At 58.3% G+C, this 12330-nt stretch carries 13 protein-coding genes and 1 tRNA gene; 4 read left to right on the top strand and 10 right to left on the bottom strand.

Annotation, left to right across the window (positions count from 1 at the left end):
* Positions 1 to 230: hypothetical protein (locus ACTHUY_RS11045; protein ID WP_441678855.1), on the top strand; the 230-nt coding region annotated here is incomplete at its 5' end.
* Between the two features lie 14 nt (positions 231 to 244).
* On the opposite strand, the gene ACTHUY_RS11040 is transcribed toward ACTHUY_RS11045, so the two are convergent.
* On the bottom strand, positions 245 to 880 hold the full coding sequence (locus tag ACTHUY_RS11040) for a TetR/AcrR family transcriptional regulator (protein ID WP_441678853.1): 636 nt from the start codon (positions 878 to 880) through the stop codon (positions 245 to 247).
* A gap of 47 nt (positions 881 to 927) precedes the next feature.
* Here ACTHUY_RS11040 and ACTHUY_RS11035 point away from each other — a divergent pair, with 47 nt between their 5' ends.
* Complete coding sequence (locus tag ACTHUY_RS11035; RefSeq protein ID WP_441653971.1) at positions 928 to 1113, top strand: hypothetical protein; 186 nt, start codon at positions 928 to 930, stop codon at positions 1111 to 1113.
* A gap of 135 nt (positions 1114 to 1248) precedes the next feature.
* On the opposite strand, the gene ACTHUY_RS11030 is transcribed toward ACTHUY_RS11035, so the two are convergent.
* The 6 genes from ACTHUY_RS11030 to ACTHUY_RS11005 all read right to left on the bottom strand — a co-directional run bounded on the left by ACTHUY_RS11030 (position 1249) and on the right by ACTHUY_RS11005 (position 5520).
* The gene (locus tag ACTHUY_RS11030) at positions 1249 to 1656 is read right to left on the bottom strand and encodes a (deoxy)nucleoside triphosphate pyrophosphohydrolase (RefSeq protein ID WP_126704261.1); all 408 of its coding nucleotides are present in this window, start codon (positions 1654 to 1656) and stop codon (positions 1249 to 1251) included.
* Between the two features lie 14 nt (positions 1657 to 1670).
* On the bottom strand, positions 1671 to 2366 hold the full coding sequence (locus ACTHUY_RS11025; RefSeq protein WP_441653970.1) for a YqeB family protein: 696 nt from the start codon (positions 2364 to 2366) through the stop codon (positions 1671 to 1673).
* A 275-nt stretch (positions 2367 to 2641) separates the two neighbouring features.
* The gene (locus tag ACTHUY_RS11020) at positions 2642 to 3064 is read right to left on the bottom strand and encodes a ribosomal protein L7/L12 (protein ID WP_441678850.1); all 423 of its coding nucleotides are present in this window, start codon (positions 3062 to 3064) and stop codon (positions 2642 to 2644) included.
* Between the two features lie 136 nt (positions 3065 to 3200).
* Positions 3201 to 4250, bottom strand: a complete 1050-nt coding sequence (locus tag ACTHUY_RS11015) for an LD-carboxypeptidase (protein WP_441678848.1) — start codon at positions 4248 to 4250, stop codon at positions 3201 to 3203.
* Positions 4251 to 4405: 155 nt separating this feature from the next.
* On the bottom strand, positions 4406 to 5341 hold the full coding sequence (locus tag ACTHUY_RS11010) for an aldo/keto reductase (protein WP_441678846.1): 936 nt from the start codon (positions 5339 to 5341) through the stop codon (positions 4406 to 4408).
* Positions 5342 to 5446: 105 nt separating this feature from the next.
* Positions 5447 to 5520, bottom strand: a tRNA-Gly gene (locus ACTHUY_RS11005).
* Between the two features lie 169 nt (positions 5521 to 5689).
* On the opposite strand from ACTHUY_RS11005, the gene dcd reads away from it, so the two are divergent.
* Positions 5690 to 6268: a dCTP deaminase gene (gene dcd, locus ACTHUY_RS11000; RefSeq protein ID WP_126704257.1), complete on the top strand. Its 579-nt coding sequence runs from the start codon at positions 5690 to 5692 to the stop codon at positions 6266 to 6268.
* Between the two features lie 250 nt (positions 6269 to 6518).
* Here dcd and ACTHUY_RS10995 read toward each other — a convergent pair whose 3' ends face one another.
* From ACTHUY_RS10995 to ACTHUY_RS10985, 3 genes are all read right to left on the bottom strand, one after another.
* Entirely contained in the window at positions 6519 to 7490 is a 972-nt protein-coding gene (locus ACTHUY_RS10995) for a carbohydrate ABC transporter permease (protein ID WP_441678844.1), read from the bottom strand.
* Entirely contained in the window at positions 7487 to 8839 is a 1353-nt protein-coding gene (locus tag ACTHUY_RS10990; RefSeq protein ID WP_441678843.1) for a carbohydrate ABC transporter permease, read from the bottom strand. Before ACTHUY_RS10990 ends, ACTHUY_RS10995 begins: the two co-directional genes overlap by 4 nt.
* A 71-nt stretch (positions 8840 to 8910) precedes the next feature.
* Positions 8911 to 10311 (bottom strand): ABC transporter substrate-binding protein, encoded by a 1401-nt coding sequence (locus ACTHUY_RS10985; RefSeq protein ID WP_441678841.1) that lies wholly within the window; start codon positions 10309 to 10311, stop codon positions 8911 to 8913.
* A 446-nt stretch (positions 10312 to 10757) separates the two neighbouring features.
* Between ACTHUY_RS10985 and ACTHUY_RS10980 the strand changes: the two genes are divergently transcribed.
* Positions 10758 to 12062: a hypothetical protein gene (locus ACTHUY_RS10980; RefSeq protein WP_441678839.1), complete on the top strand. Its 1305-nt coding sequence runs from the start codon at positions 10758 to 10760 to the stop codon at positions 12060 to 12062.
* Positions 12063 to 12330: the final 268 nt, after the last annotated feature.

The following is a 12330-nucleotide window of genomic DNA, read 5'->3' as shown; positions in this document are numbered from 1 at the left end:
GCGGTGAAGAAGGCGACGAAGGCGACGAGGGCGATGAAGGTGGCGAAGGCGACGAGGGTGATGAAGGGGATGAAGGCGACGAAGGTGACAACCCGAACGGCAGCGGATCGGGCGACCCCACAGACCCCAAGCAGAGCGAAATGGAACAACGCAACCGCGAAGCTGACGAGCGGCGCCAGGAAGAACAGGAATGGGGCACCGGCGGAGGATCGGGCCCCCAGAACTGGTGAGCCGACCCGGTGGGTTACTTGCAGGGTGGGATTGGCCCGATATCCGTTGGGTTTTCGGGCAACTTCGCCCCGAGGGCCTGAATCACAAACCGCTCCGTGGAGTGGAAGAACTCGGTCCGTTCCGGTTCGCTACGGGGAACCCGCCTGCCGGTTAGAGTGCCGTTAATGAGCTGAATAGATACGCGGATGTTCTGATCGGGAATCGTCCCATTATCAATTGCGCGCGTAAGGATCGAACGCAACAGATCCGAAATCTGTTTAATGTGCCCCGCCAACTTCATCCCGGTGTCAGGGCTGATGACATCCTTCAACGGGGGACCGGGCGCCATAAGATAGCTGCGTTCTGCCAGTAGCTGGCTTCGAACATAGAAGCGAAGCTTGTCGATCGAATTGTCAGCCCGGGCCAGCATCGCCTTCGTGTTTGACAGGTATTTCGACATTTCTGACTCGACATAGGCGATCAGGATGTCTTCCTTGTCGGTGAAATGGTTATAGATCGTGGTGCGCCTAATCCCGGAGTGTTCCGCAAGGTCCGAGATTGACACGTTCTCAAATCCCCGTTCGGACATGAGAGTGCTCAGCGAGTCGAAAAGGGCTCGCCGAGTGTTGTCACGGTGCTCTATGAGCGACCGCCCGGAGATCTTGGGCATAGCCGAAGCATACGTGATACGAAGTGCCAGGTGAGCCGTAGAACTGGGTGAGCCGCCCACCGGGCCCGAACCGGATTGTTGGCATCAACTGGATGGGTGACGTGCTGTACCCCGAATACTTCGACAATGACATTGTTGCGGAGACGAAGGAGTTCTACGACCTCTTCTACCGCTACGAACTGTGCGACGAGGAAGTTGAGGAGCTTCTCGGCAACTCGACCCTCAAGGGATAGTGACCTGCAAGCAATCGGCTTGTGAGCAGAAGATGTGGGGCCGGAACCGCGCGATCCGGCCCCACATTCACATCTGTAAATGGCCTTATTCAAGAATCTATACCGGCCTGGATTCAAGCCATGTGGGCCCGGTTGCTAGCGGGTTGACACCATCCAGTCGGCAAGCTTCTTTGCGAGGGCAACATCGCCCGGGAGCCAATCAAGCTTCGTCACGTCTTCTGCTTCGCACCAGCGAAGCTCCGAATGATCGGAGCCCTGTACGGGTTCGGAATTGACTGTTGCGAGCCATACTCGCATGGTGTGCTTGCCGATCGGCCAGTCCCCTTCCGGCCCTTCAACCAGGTCGTAAAGAGTTGGAGTGACCCCGAGTTCTTCAATGATCTCGCGGACGCATGCCTGGATGGGATCTTCGCCCTCTTCTACCTTGCCGCCGGGAAGCTCCCACATCCCCGCTAGATCCTTCGGGTACGAGCGCTGGGCAGCGAGAAGTCTCGTGGGCTTCTCGACTGAATCGACAATGGCTGCGGCGACAACGAGTGACACGCAGCCACGATACCCTAGGCCGTCACTGCGGCGGAACGAAAGGGTTCGAGCTTCCGGAACTCCGTCCTCAACCCCATTCGGCCAGCCTTAAGATCGCGGGACATAACACCCATGGAAGCGAGCTGCCTGCGCAGAATCTCCGCAATGTCCGTGTTACCGGCCTTCAGAGCCTTCGTGCGTGCTGCGGCAATCCGCTTCGCGTCATCATCGAGAATCTCAATGTCGTCAGTGAACTCGCCTTCGCCCTGCTCGGTGTGCGACGGGGTGGGGTAGCCGTGATGGATCAGGGAAGAGCGCAGGGCCTGCGGATTAACCGCGCGGGCCCGAGCAAGCTCGGTTCCGCTCTTGCTGTACAGGACGATGTCTTCACCAAGGTAAATGGAGGAAACGAGTTCCTTACGAACCCGGACGCTTGCGCCCTTCCACGTCAGCAGGACATCATCATCCGAGATCTCGGCTCTCATGGACTCTGCGATCAGAGTGCCGGTGCCAACAATGGCAATGAGGGTGCCAAGAGCTGCGGTCAGTGCGAGGCCACGGGCCTCGCCAACATGCGCTCCGACTCCCAGGATGCCCTGGAAGTCGAACAGCGACAGAATGAACTCCGCAAGCAGCCCAAAGAGAGCGCCGAGGAGGACACCGATGACAAGGAGGCTCAGGCCCAGTGCAAGGCGGCGCCTCGTGCTCAGAGAAACTGTTGTTGCGTTCATGACAACTACTTTGCCCTGTCATCGCAACGATTGGCACCACCAGGGAGGGGGAGTGATCCCCGGGGAAAACTCCCCGGAGAAATCATCCAAAGTCGGCACCCATTGGATGGCTTAAAGATGGGTTTAAGCGAGTGCCCTCAGAACGCTAATTCTGAGAATGTGGAAGGTCGTAGATGACCGATTCGACAGGACCACGCGAATAACTGGCAGGACCGGTCGATCTCATCGAACGGCAGGGCTAGCTGAGGGCGGGTGGCCAAACGCAACGCTGGGAATTAGGCCTGGCCGCGTTCGATAGCGTCAGCCAGGTCCTTGGCATCCTTGAGCCCGAGTCCCGTCCATCCCCTAATTTCTTTGACCGCCATGATCTTCTGCTTGTCGTGGACGAGGAACTGGACTCGTTCCCGCTGCTCACCGGTTAGCAGGGTTGTTTTGGCGGTGGGTTCGGCCTGGTAAATGTTCTGAGAAGGCGCCGCGGATGTTGATGGCTGGTACGTGCTGGTCGTTGGGGAGGTGAAGGACGATTCGCCGAGAGTGTTTGCCCTCTTGTCACCGAGCCTGAAACTAAGGATGAAGGCGATGGCGCTGAGGACAGCGGCAACGATGGCGAGGATTGCCAGGGTTGAATGATCAGTATCGAGAAGGGCGATTCCGAGGTAGCCGCTGAGAGCTGCGGCAAGGAAAGTAAAGAAACCCATGGTGAATCCTTCGGTCAAGTTCGCAATTAGTATTACAGATGTACGTAACGCTAGGCCCGGCGTTCGCCACTTAGGAGACCTTCCTAAGAGATAGAGCGGTTCGGGGTAAAAGCTAATGACGAAGTTGTCCTCACGATCAGCTGTAATCTGCAATGATCTTTTGCGTCGCCCCGTCGACCGTGACGTTTCCGCCGTACGGGAGGATCCACTGCGGCCTGGTGTGGCCGAAGGGAACGCCGCAACAGATCACCGCATCGTGACTGTAGGTACGGATGGTTCGGATTGCCGTGCCGTACCTGTCGTTACGCATGGCTTGCCTGGTCTTGCTATCGGGCCGAGAAGCGTGGTCGCTGACAGGAGGGCGTGCGAACAGGACAGCACCGACCCGTTCAAGGATTCCCCGCTCGCCAAGAGCTCTCATCATCCTTTTGACAATGATGGGAGGAGTGACTTCCTCGGAAAGCTCGAGGAGAAGAACGGCTCCGTCAAGATCCGAAAGGGGGAGTGAGAAGCGGCCTGAGGCAAGGATCTCGTGAATAATCTCGACGCAGCCTCCCCAGGTGCGTCCCGTTATCGATTTTGCTGGACCGTCCCAAATCCAGGGTTCCGAGGGCTCTCTCGGCCCAAATTCCGTCAGAGCGTTCGGCTGCGCCCACAGTGTTCCGTGGTCCTCCGACTCCGCCGGATTCGTGATCTCAAGTAGGCCACCATCTATTACTGCTGCGAGAAGAGATGCCCCATGTTCTTCCTCCACCCGTGGCCCGGGGCCAAGGTGAATCTGAGTTGAACCGCCGTAGAAGCTCTTGATGCCAAGGGCAGTAAGGAAGTTATGCAGATGAGTGTTGTCGGAGTAGCCGAGAAAAGGCTTGGGATTCTGCCGGACAATATCGGCATCGATGTGCGGGATTACAGTCACCTGATCGTCACCGCCGATGGTCGTGATAATCGCGGTGATGGTTGGATCCGCAAAGGCTTGTGTGATGTCGTTGGCGCGATCGATCGCATGTGCGTTAACCCGTCGCGTCGTTGCGAACTCGACCGGGGCCAGGCCGGTCAGGGCCTCAAGTCGCTCAATCCCCTGCTCGTGAACCCGGGGAGAGACCCCGGGAGCTGCGAATGACGGAGAGAGAACGGCGATGCGGTCGCCCTCACTAGCCTTAGGCGGAGAAACGAGGGTGGAAGCCATGGATTCACACTAGCGAAGTGATGAGTTGAGAAGGCTCTCAAGGCCCAATGGGTTCTTGGGAACCCACACTTATTTATGGGGTTTCTATGGGTAATGTGCCTTCACCGTTAGAGCTGGATCGTCGCGTTGTGCCCGTTGAGTTGCATCCGCCGTTTTCAAGGGATTGACCATCCGCCTGCTTGCGCCAGTCGGTACCATTCGGCGCGCGTGAGAGGCAGATCCGACCCGGCTGTTGCGGCACGGACCCGGGCGGGTGTTGTTGTTCCAAGAACCACCTGCATATCCGCCGGGTGGCGTGTGATCCAGGCTGTCGCAATCGCTTCCTTAGGGACGTCGTACGTGGATGCGAGGGAATCAATTTCATTATTGAGCTCAGGATAGGAATCCCGGTTGAACAATGTTCCCGGCTTTGTTCCGCCCTGGAAGGGCGACCAGGCCTGGATGGTGATTCCCGCCTGTCTGCAGTATTCAACAAGACCGCCGCCGTCCCGAACAGCCGATTGGCTGTCACTCAGCATATTGGCGGCGATGCCTTGCGCCAGCGTCGGGGAGTGGGTGATCGACAGCTGCATCTGATTCACGACCAGTGGCTGGCACAGCGAAGCACGGAGAAGGTCGATTTGGCCCGGGGTGTGGTTGGAGACCCCGAAGTTCCGTACCTTTCCAACGGAATGAAGCTCGTCAAAAGCGCGAGCAACTTCATCTGGTTCAACCAGAGCGTCGGGGCGATGGAGGAGGAGAACATCAATGTAGTCAGTGCGCAAGGCCCGCAAGGAGCCCTCAACTTGGGAAGTGATGTGCTCGTACGACAGATCGTAGTAATCGTCGTGAGGAAGGATCCCGGTCTTCGTTTGGATGATCATGTCCTCCCGCTCGGAGGAGCTGAGGTTTAGGGCCTCACCAAACCTCTCTTCGCATTCGTGCATGCGGTTCCCGTAAATATCGGCGTGATCAAAATAGTTGACCCCAGCGTCCCGGGCTGCGGAAACGAGATCACGGATCTGTTGGTCCGACTTCTCGGCAATCCTCATGAACCCCGAGACAATGTTCGATGCTTTGAGATCTGAGTTTGGAAAGCTTATGTGCTTCATGCCGCCACACTATGCTCCACAGGGTCAAAGCGCCACGGAATCAAAAGTTGAATTTGAAGCCCCGACTGTCTCATGGCTGGGAGTCCGAGCTCTGCGTGAGTGAAATGGAGCGGGTGACGGGAATCGAACCCGCGCTGTCTGCTTGGGAAGCAGAAGTTCTACCATTGAACTACACCCGCGTGTTTATCCATATTACCTCTTGCCGTTGCCATCCTTCAAAGACCTTGGTGTGAGGTTGCAGTCTTGGAAGTGTGGAAACGCGGGGATAGTCGGATTGTGGCAGGTGCCGGGCCCGGGTAGTAAGTGAACGAGAGGGCCTAAGGAGCAGATTTCTGGCAAACTCAATATGTGCTGCTTTCAGATAGAGATATCCGTTCACAGGTCGACCAGGGTCGGATCAAGATCGACCCCTGGGAGGCTGACTTTGTTCAGCCCTCCTCCCTGGATGTTCGGCTCGATAAGTTCTTCCGAATGTTTGATAACCACCGCTACCCGGTCATTGACCCGGCCGAGGAGCAGGAAGACCTGACGCGCCTTATCGATGCTGGGAACGAACCGTTCGTCCTTCATCCGGGCGAGTTTGTTCTCGGCTCCACCTATGAGCAGGTGACCCTTCCGGAAGACATTGCGGCGCGCCTGGAAGGTAAGTCATCGCTCGGCAGGCTCGGCCTACTTACGCACTCCACTGCGGGCTTCATTGATCCCGGGTTCACGGGCCATATCACTCTGGAGCTGTCGAACACGGCGACGATGCCGATCAAGCTGTACCCGGGAATGAAGGTGGGGCAGCTGTGCTTCTTCCAGCTGTCCTCGCCGGCCGAGAACCCCTACGGAAGCGGAGCACCCGGTTCCCGATACCAGGGTCAGCGCGGCCCCACGGCCTCCCGTTCCTGGAAGAACTTCCACCGCACCAACATCCAGGACTGAATCGACTGATCCCCATCGGAGTTGTGGTGGGGGAGCCTGAGCCGGAAAGCCGCCGGAGATAACCTCTGCCAAAGTATGCCCCGGCAATAAATGCCCGGTCAGGTAAAGCCAGGAAAACAGTCAGGCCCCTGATCCGAAGATCGGGGGCCGACTGCTACGTGCCAGATGAGCTCATCCACCGGATCGCTTAATTCAGAGTTTTCTCTGCGCTTATCCGCCTGTTGTTGGTGCTTCGCCGGCGGGTTTGCTGTTACTTCGAGGAGCCTGCCATGAGGGCGTTGACGAAGTACTTCTGGAAGGCGAAGTAGACGAACAGTGGGATCACCATGGATACAAAGGCGCCGGCCGACAGGATGTCCATGTTCGAAGAGAACTGGCGTAGCTGGGATTGGATCGCCACCGTAATCGGTTGAGACCCGGGGCCCGCGAAGATCAGGGCGACCAGCATGTCGTTCCAGGACCACAGGAACTGGAAGATTGCCAGGGATGCAATCGCCGGCATTCCAAGCGGCAGAGCAACACGGAGGAAGATTCTCATTTCCGAAGCACCATCGATCCTCGCGGCTTCAAGAAGTTCCGGGCTGATGTTCGTGAAGTAGTTCCTTAACAGGAACACGGCGAAGGGTAGCCCGAAGGAGACGTGGAAGATAATGACTGCCGCATAGGTTCCGAAGATGCCGATGTTGCCGAACAGGCGAGCAAGGGGGATAAAGGCAACCTGGAGGGGCACCGCCATGAGAGCCACAACCCCGATGAGAACCCAGTCCCTTCCCGGGAAGTCGATCCAAGCCAGGGCATAGCCTGCCATGGCGCCGAAGGCGACAACAAGAAGCGTGGACGGGACAACAATGATGATCGTGTTGAGCAGAGACTGCATCATCGCGTCATTGCCGAGCAGCGATGAATAGTTCTCAACAGTTAGCTGATGAACGTCTTGGAAGACCGTCCACCAACCGGTGGCGGAGTTAGCCTGCGAGCTACGGAACGAGGCAACGAATAGGCCGACCGTCGGGACAAGCCACATGACGGCAACAATGACAAGGATGATGTTGACGATCGAGTTATTGAACAGGGCAACGATTCTGCCGCCAACGGTCTTCTTGCGTTCCCCGGCCCGATAAACCTTGCCGGACCGGCGCCGCTTGACTCTCTTCGCTGTGTCCCGATCCTCGCCTTCGGCAGAAAGCTCCTGCGCTACGTGCTCGATGTTGGAGGTACTCATCGCTGGCCTCCTCTCCGGAAGGTGCGGATGTTAATAAGCATGAACGGGATGACCAGGATGAGGAGGACGATGGCGAGGGTGGAGCCCAGGCCCTGGTCGTTACCGCCACCGAATGACACGGTCCACATGCGGGTGGCGAGCACCTCTGCCTCCTGCTTCGATGAGCCCGGAGGTATGACGTAGACAAGGTCGAAGATCTTGAGCACGTTGATCATGAGGGTCACGATGACAACCATGATGACCGGCATCAGCTGCGGCACCGTGATGTGCCGGAACACCTGCCATTCCGAAGCGCCGTCGGTTCGTGCCGCTTCCTGCAGGGAGCGGTCAATGGCAGAAAGGCCGGAGCCGATCATGACCATGGCGAAGCCCGCCCATATCCACACGTAGGCAAGAATCATGACGGGGGTAATGAGGTCGGGTCCCAGCCAGTTGATTCCCGTTGGTCCGGACGTGAAGTTTGATGCTGGAACACTAAGGGTCAGGGGTTCGGTTACCCCTTCGAAGGCGAATGTGCCGTCGTCGGCCGTCACCGCCTCGTAGCCGTTCCCGGACCCATCCGTAGCGTGGATGGTGATGCCACCAAGTCCTGGCTTGCCAGCATCTATGTGGCCGGTTTCTCCGCCACCGCCGGGAATGAAGTCAAGCCAGACAGTGCCAGTCACGGCTCTATCTTGCGCCTGGCTTGGAACTGCGGGGACGGGTTCGTCGCCCATGTGCTCGGGGGCAATGCCGATGAGGGGGATAAGGGCGACGTCGCCGGGCCCGAACTCGGAGGTTGAGAGAATCTCACCGCCCGTTTCCTGCTGCTCGAAAGACGAGAACTCCTCGCTGGCCCTCAACCGTGCGTCGGGATAGTGGGATTCCGAAGAGAAGAACTCTTTAATGGTGACGGTGATGGCGTTTGCCATGCCAATGTCGGGGTTCTGCTGGAAGGCGGTGCGGAAGATGATGCCCGCGGCAAGCATAGAAATCGCCATCGGCATGAAAATGATGAGCTTGAATGCCGTTGCCCATGCGATCTTTTCCATGAGCACGGCAAAGATCAGGCCGAGTATTGTGCACACGAGCGGTGCGGCAAGCACCCAGATGATGTTGTTCTTAAACGCCGTGAAGGTTTGTGGGTCGGTGAAGACCTTGACGTAGTTGCCGATACCAACGAATCCGTCGCCGCGGCTGTCAAACGTCGAGCGATAGAGCGAGTAGATGATCGGATAAACAACGAAGGCAACAAGGAAGGCCAGGGCGGGGCCGAGCAGGATGACAAGAAGCCAGCGGTTCTGCGTCGACATCGGGGGCTTACCCCGGACCTTTGTCTTCTTGTTCTTCTTCACTGCGGTAGTGGACATGGTTCCTCACTTGACCGGTGATAGGCCGGTGAAGGCGGGGCGCACTACCATGCGCCCCGCCCACTGGTTGGTTAGTTGCCGTACGCGGCCACTGCCGCATCCTCGAGGGCCTGCGCGGTTCCCTCAACATCGTCCGGGTTCTCGTAGAACTCGATGAGGACAGCCCACATGCCCTCACCCTCGGTACCACCGAAGGCGGAGGGAGTGAGGTCCGACATGTCGAACCTGAAGGACTCGGCCGATGTCAGCTGCTCGGCGATAGCGAGCGAGACATCATCCGGGTACAGGGAGGTATCGGCATTCTGGTTTGGTGAGGTGAAGCCACCAAGCTCAATCCAGATGTTTGCGGCCTCGGGCGAAGCAAGGTAGGTCATAAGAGCCATCGTTGCTTCGTCGTCGTTGAATGCGATTGCTACGTTACCCGCACCCATGACTGCCGGCTCGGAGCCGTTGATCGAGGGGAAGGGGTAGAAGTTGGCATCCTCGCCGACAACCGAATCGGTCTGCTCGGCAATGTTGCCTGCAACAAAGTCACCTTCGTAGACGGTGCCAGCCTCGGCAGGATCCGTGAAAGCGGCAGTGACCGAGTCGGGGAAGGAACGCTGTGCCCCTCCCGGCATAAGCAACGTATCGTTGCCCCACAGCTCACCGAGAATCTCGAGGGCCTCGATGACGGAGTCATCGGTCCAGGGGATCTCGTGTGCGGCAAGCTGGTCATACATTTCCGGACCGGCGGTACGCAGGTAAACGTTCTCGAACCAGTCGGTCAGCGGCCACCCAACATCGGCACCAACGACGAGGCCGGGAACACCGGAGTCTGAAATGAGCTGCAGCGTGGCAGTGAAGTCTTCCCAGGTTTCGGGAACGTCGGCGCCAGCATTCTCGTAAACGCCAACGTTGTACCAAACGGTTGACTTGTTTGCGGCCTTAAACCACACGCCGTAAAGCTCGCCGTCGTAGGTCGATAGATCCTTCCAGGTCTCCGCATAGTTTGCGTCAACCGCGGCAACGACCTCGTCGGTCATGGGGACGATGTCGTCGGACTCGACCAGCTGGTCAACGAGACCGGGCTGGGGGACAAGCGCGATATCGGGTGCGCCACCACCTTCGATCTGGGTGCCAAGAGCGGTGGACACGTTGTTCCCAAGCGAAGTGTAGGTGACCTGCGCACCCGTTTCTTCCTCGAAGTAGTCGAGGACCTGCTCGAAGTTCTCCTGCTCCGCACCCGACCAGTCGGATGCGACGTCAATGGTTACGCCGGACAGGTCCGGGTAATCCCCACCGTCGGCACCATCGTCGGTTTCTTCACCGTCGGTGTCTTCCGTATCTTCGGTGTCGTCAGTGGTCTCGCCATCGTCGGTCGAGTCGGTCGTGTCCGCACCACCGTCCGTTGGGTCGGTGTCCTCCACCTCTTCGCCGCCGCAAGCGGCCAGCAAAGCTGCTGATGTAATAAGGGCGGCCGTAGCCTTCATGCTCCGTCGCATGGTTCCTCCCGTGTAGTCGTGGTGTGAACTGATGCACACACCTTTCAAGGATAGAGTAGGCCGTTCTTGCCTCCAGTAGTAGCGAAATGAACAATGTTCTTATGTGGACGGCGTTAATTGTTGCAAAGTGACATATTTTTGATCCATGTTTGTCAGATGTATGTTCAATTGTCGTGATTTCTTCACTCGAAAAACGAGATAATTTCGAAATTGATTTCCAGGTGACGGCGCGCCGGGCCTTTGCGGATGATGCACCCGAATAGTCGGTACCCGGAGAGCATGCGCTGGTAGGCGGTGGGAAGTAGTGCCCACATTCTGAGTCGGACAACACGGTCCACGTGGAAGAACAGCAGTCTTTCCCATGTATTCTGGCAACGAATAGACTTCAGCAGATCTCGATCTATCGACAAGCGAATATCGCAGGGGAAAATAAAATGTCAGAATTCAACGGAGGGCGCCGTCCAGAGGATGGCGAGCAGCCCGAGAACACTGCTGACGATACTCAGCAGTTCCAGCCTCAGAACGACCAGTCGGCCTCTGCTAACGAGGCCCCGCAGGAGCCGTGGGGCACGCAGGACACGCAGTCTTATCAGGCCGGCTCTGCTAACGAGGCTCCACAGAACCAGTGGGGCCCGCAAGATTCACAGTCCTACCAGGCTCCGAATCAGGACCAGCTCGGCCAGCAGCCCACGCAGTCGTTCAGTGCGGATCAGGCAGGCTACGGCCAGCCCCAGCAGGGCTACGACCAGCAGTACGGTCAAGAAGCCGCCTACGGACAGAACTACGGCCAGCAACCATCCCAGGCATACAGCGCCGAGCAGGCCGGTTACGGCCATACCACACAGCCCTATCAGGCTTCTCATCAGGAGCAGTTCGGCCAGCAGCCCACGCAGTCGTTTAGTGCGGATCAGGCGGGTTACGGCCAGCCGCAGCAGGGCTACAACCAGCAGTACGGTCAGCAGTATGGCCAGCAAGGCTACGGGCAGCAGGGATACGGCCCGGACTCCCAGCCCTCCTCGTACCCACCGGCACAGGCCTCCTACGGTGGCGGACAGTACGGCGGCGGTAACTACGGTGGCTACCCGCCCCAGGGCGGTGGCTATGGCCAGCCCCCGAACAAGGGTAGGGGCCCGCTAATTGCCTGGATTGTCCTCGGTGTCATCCTGATTGCGGCGGTTGCTGTCGGCATTCTCTTCGCTACCGGAGTCATCGGTGGTGGCGACGATGACGAAACGACCGGTACGGAGACGACAACCAGCCAAGAAGAAACAACAGAACCTGAGACCACGGAGCCCGAAACCACGGAGCCGGAGACCCCCGGTCAAAGTACCCCCGAAACGGATACGGGAATGTACGGCTCCGATCCGGAGCTCGACGCACTCTACGATTCGTGCGAGGGCGGCGACATGGCTGCGTGCGATGAACTCTACTTCAACTCCGGCTACGGAACAGAGTACGAGGAGTTCGCCATCACCTGCGGTGGAACAGATACAGACAACTACGGTTCCTGCGATTCCTCGGGTTCCACCAACGGCTCAGGCGCCATGAACTACGGGGACGATGCGACCCTCGACGCTCTCTACGACGAGTGTGAGGGTGGCGACTTGGCGGCCTGCGACACCATGTGGTGGGATTCCGAAATTGGCTCCGAGTACGAAGAGCTTGCCGAAACCTGCGGCGGACGCACCGACTACGCTGCCGGTACGTGCGAGATGCGAGAAGAGACCGGAACGCTGTAAGACTACGCGCACCAATAGGTCGCGCCAGCAAATAGGAATGGCCCGGGAGGTAACTCTTGGGCCATTCCCATACCCAGATTGGATCGGCTGTATCAAGAGGGCCGCGGGAGGGACTGTCGGGCTTGGTGCAGATGTGCGGGAGAGCTTCGCCGACAGCTTGGCAACGCGTTCGTTGCAACGATCACGTGAATGGTTGGCGGGGCTACAACCGCGTCTAGCGCAATCAAGCGGGGCTGATAGGTAGCGTGTGGCTCGGCCACGCTATCGC

Source organism: Flaviflexus sp. (genome assembly GCF_052087705.1).
In the GTDB taxonomy this organism is placed as follows: Bacteria; Actinomycetota; Actinomycetes; order Actinomycetales; family Actinomycetaceae; genus Flaviflexus; species Flaviflexus ciconiae.
This window is presented reverse-complemented; position numbering and strand designations above follow the sequence as displayed.